Source organism: Gallaecimonas zhanjiangensis (assembly GCF_057624825.1).
This window is the reverse complement of sequence record NZ_CM172603.1, coordinates 1-24,407: the sequence shown is the minus strand read 5'-3', so window position 1 is coordinate 24,407 and position 24,407 is coordinate 1. Positions and strand designations below refer to the sequence as shown.

19 protein-coding genes are annotated in these 24,407 nt (G+C 60.1%); 12 read left to right on the top strand and 7 right to left on the bottom strand.

Going from position 1 to position 24,407, the window contains the following annotated elements; translation table 11 throughout:
- The first annotated feature begins 1 nt into the window (after nucleotide 1).
- From AC22G1_RS00095 to pelG, 5 genes are read left to right on the top strand one after another with little or no spacing between them, the layout of a single operon-like run.
- On the top strand, nucleotides 2-517 hold the full coding sequence (locus AC22G1_RS00095) for a hypothetical protein (RefSeq protein ID WP_050660746.1): 516 nt from the start codon (nucleotides 2-4) through the stop codon (nucleotides 515-517).
- Nucleotides 514-1,815 carry a PelD GGDEF domain-containing protein gene (locus tag AC22G1_RS00090; protein WP_487314995.1) on the top strand — a complete coding sequence of 434 codons (1,302 nt, stop codon included), beginning with the start codon at nucleotides 514-516 and terminating at the stop codon, nucleotides 1,813-1,815. The genes AC22G1_RS00095 and AC22G1_RS00090 overlap by 4 nt, the downstream gene beginning before the upstream one ends.
- A complete protein-coding gene (locus AC22G1_RS00085; RefSeq protein WP_487314994.1) occupies nucleotides 1,812-2,795 on the top strand; it encodes a hypothetical protein in 984 nt (327 codons plus the stop codon). Before AC22G1_RS00090 ends, AC22G1_RS00085 begins: the two co-directional genes overlap by 4 nt.
- Nucleotides 2,782-4,290, top strand: coding sequence for a GT4 family glycosyltransferase PelF (gene pelF, locus AC22G1_RS00080; protein ID WP_487314993.1), 1,509 nt, complete (start codon nucleotides 2,782-2,784; stop codon nucleotides 4,288-4,290). Before AC22G1_RS00085 ends, pelF begins: the two co-directional genes overlap by 14 nt.
- Complete coding sequence (pelG, locus tag AC22G1_RS00075; protein ID WP_487314992.1) at nucleotides 4,278-5,645, top strand: exopolysaccharide Pel transporter PelG; 1,368 nt, start codon at nucleotides 4,278-4,280, stop codon at nucleotides 5,643-5,645. The genes pelF and pelG overlap by 13 nt, the downstream gene beginning before the upstream one ends.
- Here pelG and AC22G1_RS00070 read toward each other — a convergent pair.
- Both AC22G1_RS00070 and pepQ read right to left on the bottom strand, forming a co-directional pair.
- Nucleotides 5,629-6,228 carry a YigZ family protein gene (locus AC22G1_RS00070; RefSeq protein WP_487314991.1) on the bottom strand — a complete coding sequence of 200 codons (600 nt, stop codon included), beginning with the start codon at nucleotides 6,226-6,228 and terminating at the stop codon, nucleotides 5,629-5,631. The genes pelG and AC22G1_RS00070 overlap by 17 nt on opposite strands.
- Nucleotides 6,229-6,265: 37 nt before the next feature.
- Nucleotides 6,266-7,585 carry a Xaa-Pro dipeptidase gene (gene pepQ, locus AC22G1_RS00065; RefSeq protein ID WP_487314990.1) on the bottom strand — a complete coding sequence of 440 codons (1,320 nt, stop codon included), beginning with the start codon at nucleotides 7,583-7,585 and terminating at the stop codon, nucleotides 6,266-6,268.
- Between the two features lie 219 nt (nucleotides 7,586-7,804).
- Between pepQ and fadB the strand changes: the two genes are divergently transcribed.
- The 5 genes from fadB (at nucleotide 7,805) to glyS (ending at nucleotide 14,577) form a co-directional block, all read left to right on the top strand.
- Nucleotides 7,805-9,955, top strand: coding sequence for a fatty acid oxidation complex subunit alpha FadB (gene fadB, locus AC22G1_RS00060; protein ID WP_487314989.1), 2,151 nt, complete (start codon nucleotides 7,805-7,807; stop codon nucleotides 9,953-9,955).
- A gap of 18 nt (nucleotides 9,956-9,973) precedes the next feature.
- Nucleotides 9,974-11,137, top strand: a complete 1,164-nt coding sequence (fadA, locus tag AC22G1_RS00055) for an acetyl-CoA C-acyltransferase FadA (RefSeq protein WP_487316762.1) — start codon at nucleotides 9,974-9,976, stop codon at nucleotides 11,135-11,137.
- An 85-nt stretch (nucleotides 11,138-11,222) separates the two neighbouring features.
- Nucleotides 11,223-11,474, top strand: a complete 252-nt coding sequence (gene tusA / locus AC22G1_RS00050) for a sulfurtransferase TusA (protein ID WP_487314988.1) — start codon at nucleotides 11,223-11,225, stop codon at nucleotides 11,472-11,474.
- Nucleotides 11,475-11,599: 125 nt separating this feature from the next.
- Nucleotides 11,600-12,511 carry a glycine--tRNA ligase subunit alpha gene (gene glyQ / locus AC22G1_RS00045; protein WP_008486473.1) on the top strand — a complete coding sequence of 304 codons (912 nt, stop codon included), beginning with the start codon at nucleotides 11,600-11,602 and terminating at the stop codon, nucleotides 12,509-12,511.
- On the top strand, nucleotides 12,508-14,577 hold the full coding sequence (gene glyS, locus AC22G1_RS00040) for a glycine--tRNA ligase subunit beta (protein WP_487316761.1): 2,070 nt from the start codon (nucleotides 12,508-12,510) through the stop codon (nucleotides 14,575-14,577). The genes glyQ and glyS overlap by 4 nt, the downstream gene beginning before the upstream one ends.
- 57 nt (nucleotides 14,578-14,634) lie before the next feature.
- On the opposite strand, the gene AC22G1_RS00035 is transcribed toward glyS, so the two are convergent.
- Complete coding sequence (locus AC22G1_RS00035; protein WP_487314987.1) at nucleotides 14,635-15,414, bottom strand: NAD(P)H-dependent oxidoreductase; 780 nt, start codon at nucleotides 15,412-15,414, stop codon at nucleotides 14,635-14,637.
- Between the two features lie 84 nt (nucleotides 15,415-15,498).
- Here AC22G1_RS00035 and AC22G1_RS00030 point away from each other — a divergent pair, with 84 nt between their 5' ends.
- A complete protein-coding gene (locus AC22G1_RS00030) occupies nucleotides 15,499-16,413 on the top strand; it encodes a LysR family transcriptional regulator (RefSeq protein ID WP_487314986.1) in 915 nt (304 codons plus the stop codon).
- A 181-nt stretch (nucleotides 16,414-16,594) separates the two neighbouring features.
- Nucleotides 16,595-18,199, top strand: a complete 1,605-nt coding sequence (locus AC22G1_RS00025; protein WP_487314985.1) for an ATP-binding cassette domain-containing protein — start codon at nucleotides 16,595-16,597, stop codon at nucleotides 18,197-18,199.
- A 165-nt stretch (nucleotides 18,200-18,364) separates the two neighbouring features.
- On the opposite strand, the gene gyrB is transcribed toward AC22G1_RS00025, so the two are convergent.
- The 4 genes from gyrB to dnaA are packed head-to-tail and all read right to left on the bottom strand — an operon-like array spanning nucleotide 18,365 to nucleotide 24,407.
- On the bottom strand, nucleotides 18,365-20,776 hold the full coding sequence (gyrB, locus tag AC22G1_RS00020) for a DNA topoisomerase (ATP-hydrolyzing) subunit B (protein WP_487314984.1): 2,412 nt from the start codon (nucleotides 20,774-20,776) through the stop codon (nucleotides 18,365-18,367).
- A 15-nt stretch (nucleotides 20,777-20,791) separates the two neighbouring features.
- Nucleotides 20,792-21,883, bottom strand: coding sequence for a DNA replication/repair protein RecF (gene recF, locus AC22G1_RS00015; RefSeq protein ID WP_487314983.1), 1,092 nt, complete (start codon nucleotides 21,881-21,883; stop codon nucleotides 20,792-20,794).
- 10 nt (nucleotides 21,884-21,893) lie between these two features.
- Nucleotides 21,894-22,997, bottom strand: a complete 1,104-nt coding sequence (gene dnaN, locus AC22G1_RS00010) for a DNA polymerase III subunit beta (protein ID WP_487314982.1) — start codon at nucleotides 22,995-22,997, stop codon at nucleotides 21,894-21,896.
- Nucleotides 22,998-23,012: 15 nt separating this feature from the next.
- A complete protein-coding gene (gene dnaA, locus AC22G1_RS00005; RefSeq protein WP_123422552.1) occupies nucleotides 23,013-24,407 on the bottom strand; it encodes a chromosomal replication initiator protein DnaA in 1,395 nt (464 codons plus the stop codon).

Genomic DNA, 24,407 nt, shown 5'->3' with positions numbered 1-24,407 from the left:
TATGTTGCGGTTCATTCTGCCCTGTCTGGCTTTGCTGCTGGGCGCCTGTACCACTGCCCAGGTGGGCGACACCGTTACCCTGGCCAGCAATAGCCGGGTGGCACTGATGCCTCTGGTCAACCACGCCCAAACCCCGTTGGCCGGTGAAAAGGCCGAAGACATCCTGGCTAGCCTCTGGCAGCAGCGCCAGTTGCCCAAGCTCAGCCGCTACCCTCGCCAAGCCCAGGCCGATTTGCCGCCTCTGGACGACCAGTACCGCCTGACCCAGGCTCAAAAATGGCTGGCCGGCCAGCAGGTCGGTTATGTGCTGAGCGGCACCATTGAAGAATGGCGCTACAAGGCAGGCCTCGACGGCGAACCGGTGGTGGCAGTGACCCTTAACCTCACCAAACTGGGCGAAGACACTCCGGTCTGGACCGGCACCATCGCCAAGAGCGGTTGGGGCCGCGACAGCCTGGCCGCCACTGCCCAGGACGTGCTCTCTGATCTTCTCGACCAGATTGAGGCCGGCCAGTGAAACCCTCTTTGCGCAAAGCCCGGCAGGTACCCGAGCCCCAGGCCTGGCTGGAAGTTTTAGTCTTCACCGCCCTGGCCCTGGCCATTCCGGCCTGGCTGCGCCCCAGTGACCCCTTCTGGCAGCACGGCGATTTCGCCTGGCCGATGTTGGGCCCGTTGCTGGTGGCCTTGCGCTACGGCTTTGCCAAGGGTTTGGCCAGCGTGTTGCTGCTGGTGGCAGGGCAATTGCTGCTGCGCCGGGTCGACGCCCTGATAACAGCCCAGCACTACCCTTTTGGCACCATGGTCGGTTACGCCCTGGTGGCCATGGTGGCCGGTGAGTTTCGTGACCTTTGGGAGCGCACCAACGAGCAGCAAAAGCTGCAGCTCGACTACGTGCGTGACCGCCTCGACACCTTTACCCGCCACTACCACCTGCTGCGCAGCTCCCACGATCGCCTGGAGCAGATGCTGGCTGGCCACGCCCTTAGCCTGCGCGAGTCTTTGCAGGCGGTGCGCTCGGCCATCGGCCAATTGCAGGAGCGGCGCCTGGACAAGGCAGCTCGCGCCATCCTGGGCCTCTTTGTGGAATACGGCGGCCTGCAAAGCGTCAGCCTCTATGCCGTGGAAGACGGCAAAATCATCGGCGAGCCCCTGGCCCGGGTCGGCCAAACCCAGCCTGCCAACAGCAAAGACCCCATGGTGCTGGCCATGTTCGAGCAGCGCGAGCTGATCTCGGTGGCCCAGTTGCAAAGCCGGGCCGAGCAGAGCCAGTACCAGATTGTCATTCCCCTTATCGACGTCAACGACCGGGTCTATGGGGTGCTGCTGGTGGAGCAAATCCAGTTCTTTACCCTACGCGAAGCCACCCTGACCCTGATGGCGGTTATGGCCGGCCACGTGGGCGACCTGCTGCGCCATGCCCTGGCCAACCCGGTCATGGGGCCGGACGAGAAACCTTATTTCCACGCCCAGGTACTGCGCGCCCAGCGCGAGGCCAAGCGTTACGCCATTCCGGCCCAGCTGATGAAAATTCGCGCCACCGAGCCCTCACCTCAGGCCGAAAGGGTACTGGAGCACCTCAACGCCACCCGCCGCGGCCTGGACGTTTACCTTTACGACGCACAATCCCTGACCTTGCTGCTGCTGATGCCCCTGGCCGACGAGCTGGACCAGGCCGGTTTTATCGGCCGGATCAACAGCTGGAGCGTCGAGCGATTGGGTAAATCCCTGGCAGAGCTCAATATTCAGGTGGAAGAGCAACGGTCGCTACCGGTGGATGAAGAGGCCATCAACCACTTCATGGAGCTCGGCAGATGAGGACCCTCTGGGCATTTGCCGGGGCCGTGGTGCTGGACGCCTTCGCCGGCTGGTTGTTCTTCAGTGGCCACGCCCCCCTGGCCCTGGTCACCCACCTGCTGGCCAGCATGCTGCTGGCCGGCGCCATGCTCTACCTGTTGCCGGTGCAATACCAAAAGCCGGTGCGGCCAACCCTGGCGTTTTTGTTCGTGCTGTTCTTTGCCCTGCCCGGCCTTGGCACCATCGGCATCAGTGCCGCCATGCTCTACGCCCTGTACCGGCCACTCAAAGACAAGGACATGGCGCTGGAGGAACACCCCATTCCCGAGTTGCCCTTCGAGCCCAAAGCGCTCTCCGCCAAGCCGGTTTACTCCCTTGGCGGGCTGCGGGCCATTCTCAAGAACGCCTCCGAGCCCAACAAGCGGCTGGCGGCGGTGATGGCAACCCGCAACATGCCGGACCAAGAAGCCATTCCCATCCTGCGCCTGGCCCTAAAGGACCTCGAAGACGACGTGCGGCTGCTGGCCTACTCGCTGCTGGACGGCAAGGAAAACAGCATCAACAAGCAAATCAACCAGTTGCAGAGCCAACTGAAAGATCCGGCCCAGCAGGCCCAGCACTGGCGCTTTAACCGTCAGCTGGCCGAGAAGTTCTGGGAACTGAGCTACCTGGGCCTGGCCCAGGGCGAGCTGCGCCAATATGTGCTGGGCCGGGCCGCCCAATACGCCCAGGCCAGTATCGAGCAGCATCCCACCACCGCCACCGAGGTGTTCTTGGGCCGGGTGTACCTGGCTCTTGGCCGCTACCAAGAGGCCCAGCCCCTTTTTGAACGGGCTGCCGACACAACCATAGCCCGGCGCCACGTGATGCCTTACCTGGCGGAAATCGCCTTTTACCAGCGCCGCTACGACGACTGCCGGGCGCACCTGGCGGCCTTGCCGCCCCAGGCCAACGGCAGTGCTTTGCAACAATTGAGGGAGTATTGGCATGGTCAAAGCTGATGTACTGCTGATCCTCGAAGGCACCTACCCCTATGTCAGGGGCGGCGTGTCGAGTTGGGTACACCAGCTCATCCTCGGGCTGCCGGAGCTGAAATTCGAGCTGCTGTTTTTAGGTGGCCACCCCAGTCATTACGGCCCCATTCAATACACGCTGCCAGACAACGTGACCGGCCTTAGCGTCCATTACATGATGGACGACGAAGACAGCCTGCTGGGCCCTACTTCCCGGCCCGGTAACAGCGAGCGCTTTGAGCTGTGGCGCCAAGTGCAGGACCATTTTCGCGACTCACGGCAGCCGATTCCGGCCGAGCTGTTAAAGGCGCTGTTTGAGTCCCTGGGTAAAAGCGACGGCCTGCCGGAAGAGGACTTTCTTTATTCCCAGGCCTCCTGGCAGGTGCTGGCCGACTACTACCTGCAATATTGCGACGAGCCTTCCTTCGTGGATTTTTTCTGGGCTTATCGCAATATCTACCGGCCGCTGTTCAAAATCGCCCGCATTGCCAGGGAGCTGCCCAAAGTCAGGCTGCTACATGCCATTTCCACCGGTTATGCCGGGTTCCTGGGTGCCGGCGCCAGCCAGCTGACCCAGACCCCTTTTGCCCTTACCGAGCACGGCATCTACACCAAAGAGCGCAAGATTGACCTTATTCAGGCCGGCTGGATAAAGGAATCGGAAGACCGCCTCGGCCCCAATCTCAATGCCGAGATGGGCTATATCCGCCGCATGTGGATCCACTTTTTCGAGCAGCTGGGGCGCACCGCTTACCAGCACGCCAGCCCCATCGTCGCCCTCTATGAAGGCAACCGCCAACGGCAAATCCGTGACGGCGCGCCGCCGGAGCAGACCCAGGTGATCCCCAACGGTATCCGCCTGGGCCGCTTTGCCAAGGCCCTGGCCGCCCGTGGCCCCGAGATCCCCAAAGTGGCCGGGCTGATTGGCCGGGTGGTGCCCATCAAGGACATCAAAACCTTTATCCGTGCCATCAAAGAGGCCTTGCCAGCCCTGCCTGAGCTGGAAGGTTGGATAGTGGGCCCCACCGAGGAAGACCCCAACTATCTGCACGAATGCCAGTTGCTGGTAGACAGCCTGGACCTGGCAGGCAAGGTGAAGTTCCTCGGCATGCAGGATGTCAGCGCCATCCTGCCGCAGCTGGGGGTGGTGGCACTGACCTCCATCTCCGAGGCCCAGCCGCTGGTACTGCTGGAAGCCATGGCCGCCGGAGTGCCGGTGCTGGCCACCGATGTTGGCTCCTGCCGGGAGATAATCGAGGGCCTGGGCGAAGAAGACCGCGCCTTGGGCAAAGCCGGCGCCGTGGTGTCCATCGCCTCGCCCGGCGCAGCGGCCAGGGCCATGGTGGACATTCTCACCGACAGCGACAGCTGGCAGGCCTACCAACAGGCCGGCCTGAAACGGGTTGAACGCTATTACGACGAGCGCCTGATGTTCGAGCGCTACCAACAGCTTTACAAGGAAGCCATGTCATGGCCGGAATAGGTTTTGAGATCCGCAAGATACTGCGTAAGAACACCTTATTGTCAGTATTCGAAGCCTACGGCTATGCCGGCCTTATCGGCTCCGGCCCCTGGGTGCTGTCCATCCTGGGACTGATGCTGATCGGTATCTTCAGCCTGGGTTATGTGGTGCCCCAGGGGCTTATCGTGCAGTTTCTGACGGCCGTTACCTACCTGATGGCTGGCTCGCTTATCCTCACCGGCGGCTCCCAGCTGATGCTGACCCGCTACGTGTCCGATCTCTTCTTCCTCAAGCGCGACGATGAAGTGCTGCCCAATCTCTTGGGCTCGGTGCTGGTAACCAGCATCGGCGCGGTGGTGATCGCCGCCATCGTCTGGCCTTTTATTCCGGCCAGCGTCGAGGTCAAGGTGCTGATGGCCAGCGCCTTTGTCAGCCTCAGCGACCTGTGGCTGGTGGTGATCTTCCTGTCGGGGATGAAAGACTACCGGCTTATTCTCACCACCATGCTTGGCGGTTATACCCTGATGGTGCTGCTGGCTCTGGCCCTGCGCCATTGGCAGCTCGAAGGGCTGCTGCTGGCATTTTTGATTGGCAAGACGGTGCTGCTGTTTAGCTTCTTGTTTGTGATCATGCGCCGCTACCCAGGTAGCAGTTTGATTTCATTCGGCTTCTTGCAGAAAAAGCACGTTTTTTACAGCCTATTCTTCTGCGGGCTCTTCTATAACCTGGGGGTTTGGGCCGACAAGTTCATCTTCTGGTACTACCCCACCACCTCGGAAGCCATCCTCGGGCCGCTGCGGGCCAGCCCCATCTACGACTTGCCCATCTTCCTGGCCTATCTGTCCATCATCCCGGGCATGGCGGTGTTTTTGGTGCGTATGGAAACCGATTTTGCCGAGCAGTACGACCGCTTCTATAACGCCGTGCGCGAAGGCGCGTCCTTGCAGGAAATTTACCACCTCAAGGACGAGATGGTCCGTACCGCCCGTACCGGCATCTACGACATCTTCAAGATCCAGGGCATCACCGTGGTGGTACTGCTGCTGTGGGGCCAGAACCTGCTTGAGCTGATTGGTATCGACCCCAACTACGCCACGCTGCTCTACATCGACGTGGTGGGTGTCGGGGTGCAAGTGGTGCTGCTATCCATTCTCAACGTGATGTTCTACCTGGATAAAAGGCACAGCGCCCTGGTGCTGACCGGGCTATTCATGGCCTGTAACGCCAGCCTGACCTACTTGTCGATATTGGCCGGGCCGCACTTCTACGGTTACGGCTTCGCCTTGGCGACGGTGATCAGCTCCATGGTGGGCTTGGTGGTGTTGTCTCGCCAGTTCCAGGAACTGGAATACGAGACCTTCATGTTGCAGCGCTGAAGCGGATATTCAAGCGCCTGAGTTCAGCGCCGAAGGCCTCGGCGCTGGTCAGGGGCACGGTGAGGGTGCAATTGAGCTTTTCACCAAACTGGGTGTCGATGCAGCGGCCATCAAACTGGCCCAGCAACCAGTCAAGCTGGCTTTGCAGGGCATAATCAAGCTCTGCCACCAGCTTTGCCTGGGGCACATAAAGCCGGGTTGGCAGCAGCTTCAACGCCGCTCCCACGCCGCCGCCATAGGCTTTGACCAGGCCACCGGTGCCAAGCTTTACCCCACCGTAATAACGCACCACCACCGCACTTATCTCCCCCACGCCGCTGCCCAGTAGCTGCGCCAGCATCGGTTTACCGGCGGTGCCGGCCGGCTCGCCGTCGTCGCTCATGGCATATTGCTGGCCGTCTGTGGGGTGGCCGGCCACAGCCGCAAAGCACCAATGGCGGGCGCCGGGGTGCTGCTCGCGGCAATGCTGCCAAAAGGCCTTGGCCTCATCCAGCCCGGTGGTATGGGCCAGCAGGGTGATAAAGCGGCTTTTTTTGACCAGCTCTTCAGCCGAAGCGCCAGCAGCGGGGATGGGGTAGGACATGGCAAAAACGGGGTTTCACGTGAAACCCCGGAGTCTATCAGGCCAGGCCCAGCTTGCGGGTCATGTTTTCAACGCCGTCGCTGTGGACAATAACATCGTCTTCGATGCGGATACCGCCAAAGGGTTTGAAGCTTTCTACCTTTTCCCAGTTCACCAGTTCGCTGTGCGCACCGGCTTGCACCTCTTCGAGCAGGCTGTCGATAAAGTACAGGCCCGGCTCGATGGTCAGCACGTTACCGGCTTCGACGGTGCGGGTGGTGCGCAAGAAGGGATGCTGAGCCGGCGCTGGTTCGCGGTCACCAAAATCGTTGGCCATAAAGCCGCCCACATCGTGCACCTGCAGGCCCAGGTGGTGGCCTAGGCCATGGGGGAAGAAGGCGCGGTTGATGCCGGTGGCCAAGGAGGTTTCGGCGTCGCAGCGGATAAGGCCGAAGTCCTTGAGGATACCTGCAATGCCCAGGTGGCACTGATGGTGCAGCTCGGCATATTTGAGGCCCGGTTTGAGGCCGGCCACTAGGGATTTCTCCAGCTCGGTCACCGCAGCGATAAGCTCGGCAAAGGCGTTGTCTTCACGGGCGTAGGTGCGGGTGATGTCGGCGGCAAAGCCGTTAAAGCTGGCACCGGCATCAATCAGGAAACTGCGGCTGTCAGCCTTGGTCTGGCGGTCAAAATGCATGTAGTGAAGGATGGCGCCGTTGCGGTTCAGCGCCACGATGTTGCCATAGGGCAGGTCATTTTCGCCCTGCTCGGTGGCACTCAGATAAGCCTGGTTGATGGCAAACTCGCTGGCCCCGGCCAAAAATGCCGCCTTGGCCGCCAGGTGGCCCTTCACGGCAATGGCGTTGGCCTTGCGCATACAGGCCTGCTCCCACTCGGTTTTGTAGGCGCGGTGGTAGTGCAGGTAGTTGAGTACCGGCCCGGGGTTACAGTCGCTAAAGCCGAGGCGCTTGGCGTAGTCGAGGTGCTCGCCGATATAGGCGACCCGGCCCTTATTTTGCGGCAGGGCCTTGGTGGCCGCTTCGGGGGAGTCAATCAATACGATATCAAAGGCTTCGGCCCAGTATGCGCTGGGCACATCGGCCACCTTGTGCCAAAAATCCACCGGGCGGAAGAACAGCAACTTGGGCTTGTCGACACCGTTGACGATGACCCAGCAATGGGGATTATCGATGACCGGCAGCCACTGCTTGAAGTGGGGATTGACCTTGAACGGGTAGTGGTTGTCATCCAGGAAAATGCCCAGCTGCTGGCCACCGTGAATGGCCAGCGCCTCGAAGCCACTGCGCTCAAGGGCGGCCCGGGTGCGCTTTTGCAACTCGTTGATATGGTCAGGGTAAAGGCGTGCCAGATGTTCCATACTGTTCACCGTCAATCGATTTTAAGATGCGCCATCCTATCATCGCCCCGGCACCGACCCAAGGCAGCCGCCTTTGGGGTGCCCTAAGTGGCTGTAAGGCAACTTAAACAGGCAACTTAAACGGATGTTTGAAAACCCTATTGCATTCCGCGCAAATTACTACCATCATGCCTTGACTGGTTTGACCACCTGCCAAGAGGCACAAAGGGAGAACGCCAAATGCTTTACCAAGGTGAAAACCTCAAGGTGGCGCTGGAGTCTGACGGCATCGCCGTTCTGACTTTTGACGCCCCAGGTTCCGTTAACAAATTTGACCGCCAGACCCTGTCCGAACTGGACGCCGCCCTGGACGCCATCAGCGCCAGCCAAGGCGTGAAGGCGCTGGTACTGGCCTCCGGCAAAGACACCTTTATTGTCGGCGCCGACATCACCGAATTCCTCGAAACCTTCAAGCTGCCCGAGCCCGAACTGCTGGCCTGGGTACAAAAAGCCAATGCCATTTTCAGCAAGCTTGAAGATCTGCCCTTCCCCACCGTGTCAGCCGTTAACGGCTTTGCCCTGGGCGGCGGCTGCGAGTGCATTTTGGCCACCGATATCCGCGTGGCCGACGCCACCGCCAAAATCGGCCTGCCGGAAGTAAAACTGGGCCTCATCCCCGGCTTTGGCGGCACCGTGCGTCTGCCTCGGGTGATTGGCGCCGATAATGCCATGGAGCTCATCACCACCGGCAAGGACAACCGTGCCGATGCCGCCCTGAAAGTGGGCATGGTGGACGCCGTGGTAGCCCCGGAGAAACTCTTTGAAGCCGCGTTGACCATGGCCAAGAGCGCCGTCGCCGGCAAGCTGGATTGGCAAGCGCGCCGCGCCGCCAAGCAATCAGCCCTCAAGCTCGACAAGCTGGAAGCGGGCATGAGCTTTGCCACCGCAACCGCCATGGTGGCGGCCCAGGCCGGCAAGCACTACCCAGCCCCCATGACCGCCGTTAAAGGTATCGAAGCCGCTGCCCGCATGGGCCGCGACGAGGCCCTGGCCATCGAGCACCAAGGCTTTATCAAGCTGGCCAAGACCGATGTGGCCACCGCCCTTATCGGTATCTTCCTGAACGACCAGCTGATCAAAGGCAAAGCCAAGAAAGCCGGTAAGGCCGCTCACGCCATCGACAAAGCGGCGGTGCTGGGCGCCGGCATCATGGGTGGCGGTATCGCTTACCAGTCCGCCTCCACCGGCACCCCCATCATCATGAAGGACATCAACGACAAAGCCCTGCACTTGGGCCTGTCCGAGGCGTCCAAGCTTTTGAACAAGCAACTTGAGCGCGGCAAGATCAACGGCGCCAAGATGGCAGGCGTGCTGAACAACATCGTGCCGAGCCTGAGCTACGACAGCGTCAAAGACGTGAACATCGTCGTTGAAGCGGTAGTGGAAAATCCCAAGGTTAAAGCCAGTGTGCTGGCCGAAGTGGAAGGCGTGGTAGGCGAAGACGCCATCCTTACCTCCAACACCTCCACCATTTCCATCAACCAGCTGGCCCAAAGCCTGAAGAAGCCCGAGCGCTTCTGCGGCATGCACTTTTTCAACCCGGTGCACCGCATGCCGTTGGTGGAAGTTATCCGTGGCGAGCACACCTCCGACGAAACCGTGGCGACCGTGGTGGCCTACGCCGCCAAGATGGGTAAATCCCCCATCGTCGTTAACGACTGCCCCGGCTTCTTCGTCAACCGTGTGCTGTTCCCCTACTTCCAGGGCTTTAGCCTGCTGGTACGTGACGGCGCCGACTTCCAGGCCGTGGACAAGGTCATGGAGAAGCAATTCGGTTGGCCCATGGGCCCGGCCTATTTGCTGGACGTAGTGGGTATCGACACCGGCCACCATGCCCAAGCGGTGATGGCCGAAGGCTTCCCCACCCGCATGAGCAAGACCGACAAAGACGCCATCGACGTAATGTTCGAGAACCAGCGCTTCGGCCAGAAAAACGGTAAGGGCTTCTACGTCTACACCGAGGACAAGCGCGGCAAGCCCAAGAAAGAAGCCACCGCCGAGAGCTACGAACTGCTCAAAGCCGTGGTCAAGGCCCAAGGCGAGTTCAGCCCGGACGAAATCATCAACCGCACCATGCTGCCGATGATCATCGAGACCGTGCGCTGCCTCGAAGAAGGCATCATTGCCAGCCCGGCTGAAGCCGACATGGGCCTGGTCTATGGCCTGGGCTTCCCTCCCTTCCGTGGTGGGGTATTCCGCTATATCGATACCGTCGGCCTCGACAAGATTGTCGCCATCGCCGACCAGTACGCTCACCTGGGTGAGCTCTATCAGGTCACCGACACCATGCGTGAAATGGCGGCCAGCGGCAAAACCTACTACGGCCAATAAGGACGGAGAACGAACATGATTAAAGAAGCTGTCATCGTCGACTGTATCCGCACTCCCATGGGCCGCTCCAAAGCCGGTGTGTTCCGCAACGTTCGCGCCGAAGACCTGTCAGCCCACCTGATGAAAGGCCTGCTGGCACGCAACAGCGCCCTGAACCCGGCCGACATCGAAGACGTGATCTGGGGCTGCGTGCAGCAGACCCTGGAGCAGGGCTTTAACATCGCCCGTAACGCCTCCTTGCTGGCCGGCCTGCCCAAGAGCGTGGCCGGTACCACCATCAACCGCCTGTGCGGCTCCTCCATGGACGCCCTGCACCACGCGGCCCGCGCCATCATGGTTGGCCAGGGCGACGTGTTCATCATCGGCGGCGTTGAGCACATGGGCCACGTGCCCATGAACCACGGTGTGGACTTCCACCCCGGCCTTGCCAAAAACGTGGCCAAGGCCGCCGGCATGATGGGTATGACCGCCGAGATGCTGGGCCGCCTGCACGGCATTACTCGCGAGCAGCAGGACGCCTTTGGCGCCCGTTCCCACCAGCGCGCCTGGGCCGCCACCCAGGAAGGGCGCTTTAAGAACGAAATTCTGCCGATACTGGGCCACAATGCCGACGGTATCTTGGAACTGATTGATTTCGACGAAGTTATTCGCCCCGAGACCACCGTTGAATCCCTGGCCGCCCTGCGCCCGGTATTCGACCCGGTCAACGGCACCGTGACTGCCGGCACCTCCTCTGCCCTGTCAGACGGCGCCAGCGCCATGCTGGTGATGTCTGCCGACAAGGCCAAAGAGTTGGGCCTCAAGCCTCGCGCCAAAATTCGCTCCATGGCCGTGGCTGGCTGCGACCCGTCCATCATGGGTTACGGCCCGGTGCCCGCCACCCAGAAGGCCCTCAAGCGTGCTGGTTTGACTGTCGACGACATCGACCTGTTCGAGCTGAACGAAGCCTTTGCCGCGCAGTCTCTGCCTTGCGTGAAAGACCTGGGCCTGGCCGACAAGGTAGACGACAAGGTCAACCTCAACGGCGGCGCCATCGCCCTTGGCCACCCCCTGGGTTGCTCCGGTGCCCGTATCTCCACCACCCTTATCAACCTCATGGAAGCCAAAGACGCCACTCTGGGCGTGGCCACCATGTGTATTGGTCTGGGCCAGGGCATCGCCACCGTCTTCGAACGGGTGTAAGGTTCCCTCTGGTCAAAAGCCGGCCCTGGTGGCCGGCTTTTTGTTTTTCGGGTAGAATTCGCCCACTTTTTCACCGGAGTTTGCCATGAGCCATTTTGCCAAACCTGACCACGAGCTGGATGTACTGGGCCTACGCTGCCCCGAACCGGTGATGATGGTACGAGGTAAGATCCGCAAATTGTCTGACGGCGAGACTTTGCTGGTGTTGGCGGACGACCCGGCCACCACCCGCGACATTCCCTCTTTTTGCCGCTTTATGGACCACACCCTGGTGGCCAGCGAAACCACTGAGGCGCCTTACCGATACCTTATCCGTAAAGGCCTGCCACAAGAGTAAGCAACCACTCACCCGCCAGACACCGCAACTGCTCAAGAATGCTGCAAATTTGCTGCTAAAGCGCGTTATACTGGCGGTCTTAATCAGGAAACTCGGCTGAAAACAGCCCTTTTAGCGCAAATATCATGCAAAATTACGATCTCAAGACCTTTCAAGGGCTGATCCTCGCCTTGCAGGATTACTGGGCCCGCCAAGGCTGCGCCGTTATCCAGCCTTTAGACATGGAAGTGGGTGCCGGTACTTTCCACCCCATGACCTTCCTGCGCGCCGTTGGCCCGGAGCCTATCTCCAGCGCCTATGTGCAGCCGTCCCGCCGTCCTACCGACGGCCGCTACGGTGAAAACCCCAACCGCCTGCAGCACTATTACCAGTTCCAGGTGATGCTCAAGCCCTCTCCAGACAACATCCAGGAGCTGTACCTGGGCTCACTGGAAGCCTTGGGTATCGACACCCTGGTGCACGATATTCGCTTTGTGGAAGACAACTGGGAGTCCCCCACCCTGGGTGCCTGGGGTCTGGGTTGGGAAGTGTGGCTCAACGGCATGGAAGTGACCCAGTTCACCTACTTCCAGCAGGTGGGCGGCCTGGAATGCAGCCCGGTTACCGGCGAGATCACCTATGGCCTTGAGCGTCTGGCCATGTATATCCAGGGCGTGGACTCGGTCTACGACCTGGTGTGGACCGACGGCCCCCTGGGCAAGATCACCTACGGTGACGTGTTCCACCAGAACGAAGTGGAACAGTCCACCTACAACTTTGAGCACGCCAATGTCGACTTTCTGTTCCAGGTCTTCGACGAGTGCGAGCGCCAGTGCCAAACCCTGCTGGCCCTGGAAAAGCCCCTGCCGCTGCCGGCCTATGAGCAAGTGATGAAAGCCTCCCACGCCTTCAACCTGCTGGACGCTCGCCACGCTATCTCGGTCACCGAGCGCCAGCGTTACATACTGCGGGTCCGCGCCCTGTCCAAGGCCTGCGCCGAAGCCTTTTATGCCGCCCGCGAGGCGCTGGGCTTCCCCATGTGCAAGGAGGCAAAATAATGGCCCAGAACCTACTGGTAGAAATCGGTACCGAAGAGCTGCCACCCAAGGCCCTTCGTGCCCTGGCCGAAGCCTTTGCCGCCAACCTGGGCGCCGAGCTGACCGAAGCCGAGCTGGCCTTTGATGCTATTCAATGGCACGCCGCCCCTCGCCGCCTGGCCCTGACCGTCAAGGCCCTGGCTGCCCAGCAGCCCGACAAAGAAGTAGAGAAACGCGGCCCCGCTGTGCAAGCCGCTTTTGACGCCGAAGGTAACGCCACCAAGGCTGCCCTGGGCTGGGCCGCCGGTTGCGGTATCGACATCAAGGACGCCGGCCGCATGGTCACCGACAAGGGCGAATGGCTGCTGCACAAGGCCCAGATCAAAGGCCAGCCGGTGCAAGCCCTGGTACCCGCCATGGTGGAAAGTGCTCTCAAAAAGCTGCCCATTCCCAAGCCCATGCGTTGGGGCGCCAAGCGCACCCAGTTTATCCGCCCGGTACACACCATCACCGCCCTGTACGGCGATGAGCTGATTAACGGCGCCGTGCTGGACATCACCATCGGCCGCACCGTCCGTGGCCACCGCTTTATGGGCGAGCGCCAGTTCGAGCTGGCCCATGCCGACCACTACCTTGGCGACCTTGAAAGCAAGGGCAAGGTGCTGGCCGATTTTGCAAGCCGCAAGGCCAAGATCAAGGCCGCCGCCGAAGCCAAGGCCCAGGAACTGGGCGGCAAGGCGGACCTGGAAGACAGCCTGCTGGAAGAAGTGGCCTCCCTGGTGGAATGGCCGGTGGTGCTGGTGGCGAGCTTTGAAGAGAAGTTCCTGACCGTGCCTCCTGAGGCCCTGGTCTACACCATGAAAGGTGACCAGAAGTACTTCCCGGTCTACGGCAACGACGGCAAGCTGCTCAACAAGTTCATCTTTGTGACCAACATCGAGTCCAAGGACCCGCAGCAGATCATCGCCGGTAACGAGAAGGTGGTGCGCCCCCGTCTGGCCGACGCCGAGTTCTTCTTCAAAACCGACCGCAAGCACAAGCTCTCCGACCGCCTGGACAGCCTGGCGACCGTGCTGTTCCAAAAGGAGCTTGGCACCCTTCGCGACAAGGTTGAGCGCATCAGCGCCCTGGCCGGCTTTATCGCCGCCGAACTGGGTGCCAATGTGAGCGATGCCCAGCGCGCCGGCTTGCTGTCCAAGTGTGACCTGATGACCCAGATGGTCATGGAGTTCACCGACACCCAAGGCACCATGGGCATGCACTATGCGCGCCTGGACGGTGAGCCAGAAGCGGTAGCCCAGGCCCTGGAAGACCAGTACCTGCCCCGTTTCGCCGGTGACGCCCTGCCCTCTGCCTCTGTGTCCTGCGCCGTGGCCCTGGCCGACAAGCTGGATACCCTAGTGGGCATTTTTGGCATTGGCCAAGCTCCCAAAGGCGACAAGGACCCCTTCGCCCTGCGCCGCGCCGCCCTGGGTGCCCTGCGCATCATCAAGGAAAATGGCCTTAAGCTGGACCTCACTGACCTTATCCGCGAAGCCAAGGTCCTGCTGGGTAGCAAAGTCAGCAACGCCAAGGTGGAAGAAGACGTGCTGGAATTCCTGCTGGGCCGCTTCAAGGCCTGGTACCAGGACGAAGGCTTTGGCGGCGACGTGATCAACGCCGTACTGGCCCGCCGCCCCACCAAGCCGGTGGACTTTGACCAGCGCGTGAAAGCGGTATCCGCCTTCCGCGCCCTGGAAGCCGCCGAGGCCCTGGCCGCCGCCAACAAGCGGGTAGGTAATATCCTCTCCAAAGTGGACGGCGAGCTGCCAACCGAGGTTGTCAAAGAACGCCTGGTGGAAGCCGCCGAAGTGGCTCTGTTCGCCGAGGTAAGCCGCCTGGAAGAAGAATTGGCGCCGCTCTTTGCAGCCGGTGACTACACCCCTGCCCTGACCGCCCTGGCCGCCCTGCGCGAGCCGGTGGACGCTTTCTTCGACGGCGTTATGGTGATGGCCGAGGATGCCGCCCTGAAGCAGAACCGCCTGGCCCTGCTGGGTCGCCTGCGCGGCCTGTTCCTGCAGGTGGCAGACATCTCCGTGCTGCAATAAGGCGAGAGCCTAAAAAGAAAAGGCGCCGCAAGGCGCCTTTTTTGTTTCACGTGAAACCTAGTCGGCCAGGTGGATGGCAAAGCCGCCTTCACCGCCTTTGATATGGTCTTTGAGCTCCAATGCCGGAATGGCATAGTCGCCGTGGTTTTGGCGCCGGTAGGGAATGACCGGCGCGCTTTGCAGGGTATCGAGACGCTGCTCCAGTTCATTACACAGCTCACCGTAGCGCGCCTCATCCACCTTGCTGGTGCGATAGACAACCATAGGTTCCAACACCGAAAACCCCGGGTAGAACAGCAAACCGTGCTGGATGGGGAAAAGGATATCGTCGATGGGGCCATTGATGCCCCGAGCGCTATAGTGGCTGGCCCAGCCGCCCGTGGTGACCAGCAGCATGGCCCTTTTACCGGCAAACTTACCTTCACCATAACGGTCGCCCCAATGATGATCGGAATGCTCGCCTACCCCATAGGCAAAGCCGTAGGCGTAGACTCTGTCGAACCAGCCCTTCATGATCGCCGGCACCGAGAACCACCACAGCGGAAACTGGAAGATCACCGTATCGGCCCATTCCAGCTTGGCTTGCTCGGCCGCAATATCGGCACTTTGACTGCCATTGGCGTAAGCCAGCTTGGAGTCCAGGGAGGCGTGGAAAGGCTGGCTTGGGTCCCGCTCCGGGAAATCGGCGGCGTCCAGCGCTGCCTTCCAGTTCATGGCATACAGATCGGAAAGCTGCACCTCATGCCCTGCCTTACGCAGGTGCTGCAATGCATGGTCACGCAGCGCCCCGTTCAGGGACGACGCTTCAGGGTGGGCATAAATCACTAAGGCCTTCATGGCGAACTCCTCAACTTAACAGCCGCCATGATGAGCAAGGCTCGGGTATAGTGAAAATGAATTGCTACTATACGAGCCATAGCCATGATTAATTCCCAGCTGTTAGACCTTAACCTACTGATGACGCTGGATGTGCTGCTTAAAGAGCGCAACGTTACCCGCGCCGCCCAGCGCCTGCATCTCTCGCAGCCGTCGGTCAGCGTGCAGCTGAAAAAATTGCGGGAAATGTTTGGTGACCCTTTGCTGCTGCCGGGCCCAAGAGGGATGACGCCAACGGTGCTGGCGGAGTCGCTCCAGGCCCCCCTAGCCGATGCATTAACTGCCTTGGAACAAGCGGTGCAGCCGGCCAGGGAATTTGACCCGGCCACCGCCAAAGGCACTTGGCGCCTCGCCGCCGCCGACTACGGCGAAGCCACCATTTTGCGCCAAGCCCTACCCTCCATTTTGCGCCAGGCGCCCCAATGTCGCATCGCTGTTAGCCAGGTCAAACCCAGTGCTCTGACGGCCAGCATGGAGAGTGGCGAGCTGGAACTGGCCTTTCATACCGCCGATGGCGCTCCTCCCGGCTTGAAGAGCAGCACCCTTTTTACCGAGCACTATGTGCTGGCCGGGCGCCAAGACCACCCGCAGCTGCGGCAGCCACTGGATGTGGACCGCTTTTGTCGCCTGGAGCATGTGATGGTTTCCCCCAACGGCGGCGGCTTCAGTGGCGGCACCGATCAGGTACTGGCCATGCTCGGCCACAAGCGCAAGGTGGTGCTGTCCGTGCCGCACTTCAACTTCATGTGCCAGCTGCTGGAAAGTTCTGACTTGGTGGCCATGGTGCCCTCCCGGCTTGTACCGGGCACCGGGCTTAAAACACACCCCGTTCCTTTTCAGGCACCTAGCTTCCAAATGGTGATGCTATGGCACGAGAAGCACCATAACGATGCCGCCCATCGCTGGCTGCGCCAGTCCGTCAGGGATTCGGTAAATGCGCACGCAGCACCGGGTTCCTAATGTTCCACGCGAAACAGCCTCATTATCTGCTTGCACCGTAGCGCGCCTTTTCCCTAGCATAGGGCTTCTTACCAACCACCGAGGGTTAGTCCAATGCGCAATTGATACCCCCGTCTTTTGACGGCTTCTTCTTCCTCCGCCAACCGGCGGTGGCTGAGTACCGGTATCTTTGGAGCATTGCATGACGACCCCTTATCTGACGTTGGATAACGTCTCCTATGTGCTGCCTGACGGCAGAACCCTCTTCTCGAACCTGAGTGCCCAACTGGACATTCGCCGCTCCGCCTTGGTTGGCCGCAACGGTGTAGGGAAATCTATTCTGGCGCAGCTGATGGCCGGGCTACGCCAGCCCAGCTCGGGGCAATGCCTGCGACAGGGTCGCATCCACTACCTGGCACAACAACGTAACTTCCCTCCTGAAGTCACACTGGCTCAGCTGCTGGGTGTTGAGGGTCGACTGGCGGCGCTTGAACGCATTGCCGCCGGCAGTATTGAAATGGATGACTTCGAGATCATCAGCAGTGATTGGGATCTGCCACAGCGGCTCCAGCAGCAGTTGGAACGATTGGAGCTGGGCCATCTCAGCCTCGACATGCCGGCCCAGAGCGTCAGCGGCGGCGAGGCCATGCAGGTAGCCCTGCTTGGTGCCACCCTGGCTGAAGCCGATTGCCTGATCCTTGATGAACCCAGCAACCATTTGGATGCCCAGGCTCGGCGGCGGCTGGCACAACAGCTTGCCGACTGGCAAGGTGCCCTGCTGCTGATAAGCCATGACCGGCAGCTGTTGGCCATGGTAGAGCGGATCTACGAACTGTCGCCAGCCGGACTCAAGAGCTACGGTGGCAATTACCAGCATTACCACCAGCAGAAGCAGGAGGAGCAGGAACAAGCCAACGATAAACTGCAGCATCTGCAACAGCAGCGACGTAAGGAAAATCGCGCCATGCAGCAGCAACAGGAGCGGCAGCAAAAACGTCAGGCCAAAGCCGGTCGTGACGACCATAACCAAGCCAAGATCCTGCTGGGTGGCCGAAAGCAAAACAGCGAAAAAACCCTGGGAAAGATCCAAAAGCAACAGCAACAACGCAAGGAGCAGCTGGACAGTGACATCGCCAATGCCTCGAGCCATTTGGATCAGCAGTTACCGGTGCACGTCCACCTCGATGCCCAAGCGGCCAACGGTAGCAGGCGCCAGGTGCTGATCATGGAAGAGCTGGTGTTGCCGATGACGGCTCCCCTACAGCCTCTTAACCTGACCCTGCGCGCCGGGCAACGGCTGGCGGTAATGGGCACTAATGGCGCCGGTAAATCGACGCTGCTAAAAGTGATAGCCGGGGTAATGGCAGCATCAGCAGGAGAGGTGAAACAAAGCTGCCGACTGGGTTATCTCGACCAACAGGCGTCCCTGCTCGACCCCGACCAACCGCTGCTGGCCCAGTTGCCGACAGGACAAGGCAAGACCCAGGGCCAACTGCGAACCTGGCTGGCGCAGCTGGGCCTGGATGCGCAGAAGCTGGCCATACCCACAGACCAGCTCAGCGGCGGAGAGCGGATAAAGGCGGCGTTGGCGTTACTGCTTTATGGTGGCGAGCTCCCCGAGCTATTGCTACTGGATGAGCCCAGTAACCACCTTGACCTCTCCTCCCTGCAGGCACTGGAAGCCATGCTCGGCCAATATCAGGGAGCCCTGGTAGTGGTTTCACACGATCAGACGTTTCTCGACCAGCTGCAGTTGACCGACACTCTGCGGCTTAGCCCACCCGTCTGGCAACTCACCCCTTGCTGAGGGGCGTTTCACGTGAAACATCAAAATGCGGCCTTAGGGCGCCGGCCGCGCTCTACCCTGCATTGGCAATCCGTGTGCATGTTGCCTTTGGAGCGAGCACCGCTGCGTAAAAAGAAAAAGGGGTAGCTTGCGCTACCCCCTTTTCATGCTCGGTACCAGAACGGCTTAAACGTCCAGGTTAGCCACTTTCAGGGCGTTGGTTTCGATGAAGTCGCGGCGCGGCTCCACGTGGTCGCCCATCAGGGTGGTGAACAGCTGGTCGGCGGCCACGGCGTCTTCAATCCGTACTCGCAGCATGCGGCGCACTTCCGGGTCCATGGTGGTTTCCCAAAGCTGCTCGGGGTTCATCTCGCCCAGACCTTTATAGCGCTGTACGTAGAGACCGCGGCGCCCCTCGTGCATCAGCCAGTTAAGGGCCTGCTCGAAGGTTTTAACCGGCTGCTTGCGCTCGCCACGCTGTACGTAGCCACTTTCCTCGATGAGGTTGTGGATGGCTTCGCCCAGGGCCACCAGCTTGCCGTATTCGGCAGACGCAAAGAAGTCGGGGCCAAAGCGATACTCGTGGTCCACACCGTGGGTGCGGATGGTAAAGCGCGGCACCCACAGGCTGCGCTCGGCATCTTCCACCAAGTCGGCAAGGTAAGTGGAGCCGGACAGCTCTTTGCCGTTGAGGACAGCCACCAGTTCAGCCAGCCACTGCTCGGTCTTAGCCTTGTCTTTGAGCGCTTCGGATGCCAGCGCGGCGTGATAAATCAGCTCGCGGGTCACTGCCACCGGGTACTTGCGTGACAGGCGTTCAATCATGGCTTCCACATCGCGGAACTGGGTCACCATGTTTTCCAGGGCTAGGCCGGCAATGGCCGGAGCCTCGGCGTTGACGTGCAGCTCGGCACCGTCCAGGGCAATGGAGGTGAGGTACTGGGTCATGGCCGCGTCGTCTTTGATGTACTGTTCCTGCTTGCCCTTCTTCACTTTATACAGCGGCGGCTGAGCGATATAGATGTAGCCACGCTCTACCAGCTCAGGCATCTGGCGATAGAAGAAGGTCAGCAGCAAGGTACGGATGTGCGAACCGTCGACGTCAGCATCGGTCATGATGATGATGCTGTGATAGCGCAGCTTGTCTGGATCGTATTCGTCACGGCCGATGCCGCAGCCCAGAGCGGTAATGAGGGTAGCCACCTCCTGGGAGGACAGCATCTTGTCGAAACGGGCCTTCTCGACGTTGAGGATCTTACCTTTGAGGGGCAGGATGGCCTGGTTCTTACGGTTACGACCCTGCTTGGCACTACCGCCCGCAGAGTCACCCTCCACTATGTAGAGTTCGGACAGCGCCGGGTCTTTTTCCTGGCAGTCGGCCAGTTTGCCGGGCAAGCCGGCCAAATCCAGGGCGCCTTTGCGGCGGGTCATCTCGCGGGCCTTACGGGCCGCTTCCCGGGCGCGGGCGGCATCGATGATCTTGCCCACAACGGTCTTGGCATCGCTGGGGTTTTCCAGCAGGTATTCCTGGAATTTCTCGGCCATGGCCGATTCCACGGCGGATTTCACCTCGGAAGAAACCAGCTTGTCCTTGGTCTGGGAGCTGAATTTCGGGTCAGGCACCTTCACCGAGATAACAGCGGTCAGGCCTTCACGGGAGTCGTCACCTGTGGTGCTGATCTTGGCCTTTTTGGCATGGCCTTCCGCTTCCATGTAGTTGTTCATGGTGCGGGTCAGAGCAGCCCGGAAGCCAGCCAGGTGAGTACCACCATCGCGCTGGGGAATATTGTTGGTAAAGCAGTAGAGGTTTTCCTGGAAGGAGTCGTTCCACTGCATGGCCACCTCGACGGCGATACCGTCTTCCCGCTCCAGAGTGAAATGAAACACCTTGGGGTGGATAGGGGTCTTGTTGCGGTTGAGGTAGTCGACAAACGCTTGGATGCCCCCTTCATACATGAAGTGGTCGCTGCGGTCGTCACGCTCGTCCTGCAGACGAATAGACACCCCGGAGTTCAGGAAAGACAGCTCACGCAGGCGCTTGGCCAGGATGTCGTAGTGGAACAGGGTGTCGGAGAAAATGGTGGGGCTGGGCCAGAAACGGATCTCGGTACCGGTGCTCTGGGCTTCGCCGATAACGGCCAGCGGTGCCTGGGGTTCGCCCAGGTGATAAATCTGCTGGTGCACCTGGCCTTTACGGCGGATGGTCAGCTCCAGCTTGTCGGACAGGGCGTTCACCACCGACACACCCACACCGTGCAAGCCGCCGGAAACCTTGTAGGAGTTGTCGTCGAACTTACCGCCGGCGTGCAGCACGGTCATGATGACTTCGGCCGCACTCTTGCCTTCTTCGTGCTGCTCGGTGGGAATACCCCGACCATCGTCACGAACAGAGACGGAGCCATCGGCATGGATGGTCACCAGGATATCGCTGCAGTAGCCGGCCAGGGCCTCGTCGATGGAGTTATCCACGACCTCGAACACCATGTGGTGCAGGCCTGAACCGTCGTCGGTATCACCGATGTACATGCCAGGACGTTTACGCACCGCATCCAGGCCCTTCAGGACCTTGATACTCGAGGAATCGTATTCGTTCGCCATTATCCGTCTCTCTTTTTATCCGTCGGCGCCGCTAAGCCGCCCCTGTTTCACGTGAAACAGGCGAACGTCGCTCAGCGGGGCAACCATGTCATCAACTTTGTCTGCATCTATGGCCGTGACAAAAACCTGAGCCTGGGTATCAGCCAGGGCGGCGGTCAGTGCCAGCCGCTTGTCGCTATCCAGTTCAGCGGGCAGGTCATCGATAAGAAAACTCACCTGCCTTTGCCTCTTGTCCTTGAGCAAGGCGGCCTGGGCCAGTTTAAGGGCACAGACCAGCAGCTTCAGTTCCCCTCGGGAGAAAAACTCCTGAACCGGAATGCCATCAACCTTGATGCGCAAATCGGCCTTATGTGGGCCAGCCTGGGTAAAGCCCAGCATCTGGTCCCGTTCAAATTGGCTTTTCAGTACCGCATCCAGCGCCAGGGACTTGTCCCAGCCCTGGGCAAATTCCAGGGACACCTGATAGCGCGGTAGCAGCCTTGCCAGCATGGGTTCGAGGGCCGGTAGCAGCTCCTCGACGTAAGCCTGCCTGAGCGCCGTTAACTGGCCGCTGTAACGGGCAAACTCTCCATCCCAGTAAGACAGTTCATCATACCTTTTTGGGCGCCGTTTTAGCAGGGCATTTCGCTGTTTTAATAGTCTTTTTACCCGTGACCAGGCAGCCAGGAAGCCGCTTTCCACGTGGAACACGCCCCAATCGAGAAACTGGCGGCGATTGGCCGGGCCACCGGTAAGCAGATCGAAGCTCTCAGGAGTGATGAGTTGCAGCGGCAGCACTTCGGCAAAGGTGGCCAGGCGGTCAGGGGTGTCACCGTTGAGGCGCAGGCTGAGGTTCCCTGCCCTGTCCCGCTGCATACCCAGTTGGTGGGTCCTGTCCCCTTCTTCCTTGCGGGCAAACAGCAAAAAATCGCCCTGGCCGTCCTGGATGGCACGGGCAGGCTGATGGGTACGAAAGGAACGGCCAAGGCCAAGAAAATGCAGCCCTTCTAGCACCGCGGTCTTGCCGCTGCCGTTGGGGCCGATAATACAGTTGAAGCCCGCTCCGGGCTCCAACTGTAGGGTCTCGATATTACGAAACCGGCTTAACGCGAGATGGCTTACGCTCAAGAAGGCCTCATTACAGGCGCATGGGCATGACCACGTAGACCGCCTCGTCGGAGGCGGCGTCCTCGATCAAGGTGCTGGAATTGGCATCCCCGAACGACATCTGGGCCGTCTCGCATTTGAGGGTGTTAAGCACATCCAGCAGGTAGCTGACGTTAAAGCCGATTTCCAGCGGCTGGCCCTGGTAGGCCACTTCCAGGTTCTCTTCGGCTTCTTCCTGCTCGGGGTTGTTGGCGGTGATTTTCAGCTCACTGCCGTCCAGGTTCAGGCGCACACCGCGAAACTTCTCGTTGGAGAGAATAGAAGCGCGGGCAAAGGCCTGGCGCAGCACTTCCCGGTCGGCTTGCAGGCGGTTGTCGGCCTGACGCGGCAACACCCGGCGATAATCGGGGAAGCGGCCATCCACCAGCTTGGAGGTGAAGGTGAAATCGTCGGTTATTACCCGAATATGGTTGGCACCGATCAGCACCCGTACCAACGCTTCGTCGTGGTTAAGCAGCCGCACCAGCTCCAGCACACCCTTGCGGGGTACGATCACCTGATGCTCGGGCAGGTTCACCCCTTCGATTATCTGATAAGCCATGGCCAGGCGGTGACCGTCGGTGGAGACGGTACGCAGCTTGTTGCCTTCGGTCTCGAACAGCATGCCGTTGAGGTAATAACGGACATCCTGGTTGGCCATGGAGAAATGGGTGGAATCAATCAGCTTGCGCAGGCTGCTCTGGGCGGTAACGAACTCAATGTCGCTCTGCCAGGCATCGATATTGGGGTAGTCTTCTGCCGCCAGGGTGGACAGCGAGAAGCGGCTGCGGCCGGAGCGGATAAGTAAACGCTCACCATCCACATCCACTTTGATTTCCGCGCCATCCGGCAGGCCGCGGATAATATCCACCAGCTTCTTTGCCGGCACGGTGATACGGCCGTTCTGGCTGGCGTCAAGCAGGGTCAACTGACCAATCAGCTCCACTTCCAGGTCGGTACCGGTCAATGACAGCACGCCGTCACTGACCTCGATAAGGACGTTGGCCAGAATAGGCAAGGTGTGGCGGCGCTCTACGGCACCGGCGACCTGCTGCAAAGGCCGAAGAAGTTGTTCCCTGTTTATGACAAATTTCATGACCGATTTCCGCTATCAGGAAGACAAGGTTCGGATCAGGTTGGCGTAGTCTTCTTTGATGTCGTGGGAGCTTTCACGAAGCTCCTGAATTTTACGACAGGCATGAAGCACTGTCGTGTGATCTCGCCCACCAAAGGCATCCCCAATCTCGGGGAGGCTGTGGTTGGTCAGTTCCTTGGCCAGGGCCATGGCCAGTTGCCTGGGCCTGGCGACGGAACGGGACCGCCGTTTGGAGAGCAGATCAGCCACCTTGATCTTGTAATACTCTGCAACGGTTTTCTGTATGTTGTCGATGGTTACCAGCTTTTCCTGCAAGGCCAGCAGGTCGCGAAGGGCCTCGCGGACAAAATCGATGGTAATGGCACGGCCGGTAAAATTGGCGTTGGCAATGACCCGGTTAAGGGCTCCTTCCAGCTCACGCACGTTAGAGCGTAGGCGTTTGGCCACAAAAAAGGCTACCTCGTCAGAGAGGTGAATACCGTGTTCTTCGGCCTTGCGCATCAAAATGGCGACCCGGGTTTCCAGCTCCGGCGGCTCAATGGCCACGGTCAGGCCCCAGCCGAAGCGGGATTTAAGCCGGTCTTCAACGCCATCAATCTCCTTGGGATACCGGTCGGAGGTGAGGATGATCTGCTGGTTACCTTCCAGCAAGGCGTTGAAGGTATGGAAAAATTCTTCCTGTGAGCGCTCTTTATTGGCAAAGAACTGGATGTCATCGATGAGCAGCGCATCAACGCTGCGGTAATAGCGTTTAAATTCTTCGATGGCATTGTTTTGCAGCGCCCGCACCATGTCCTGCACGAAACGCTCGGAGTGCATGTACACCACCTTGGCGCCGGGCTTGTTGGCAAGGATGGCGTTACCGACAGAATAAAGAAGGTGGGTTTTACCAAGGCCAGTGCCGCCATAAAGAAACAGCGGGTTATAGGCCTTGCCGGGGTTGTCGGCTACCTGGCCGGCAGCGGCGCGGGCCAATTGGTTCGACTTACCCTCAACGAAGTTGTCGAAGGTGTACACCGGGTTGATATTGGAGCGGTATTGAACGTCGCTGTCGGCTTTTTCGGCTGGCTGCTGCCAGCTTGGCACCACTTTGGGCTTAGCTGCCTGGCGGGGCGCGGCCGGCGGCGCGGCGGCTACCGCAGGGGCAGGCACTTCGGCCTGGACTTTGCGGGAACCGACTTCAAAGAATAAGGAAGGGGCGTCCTGGCCGCAAAATTCGCCCAATAACTCATTGATGCGGCTCATGTATTTGTCGCGCACCCAATCCAGCACAAAACGGTTGGGGGCAAAGAGTGTCAGGACTTCCTCGCCCAGCTCTACCTGAAGAGGCCTGATCCACATGCTGAATTGCTGAGTTGGCAACTCATCCTGCAGCCTGTCCAGACATTGCTGCCAAAGCGACGCTCCCAC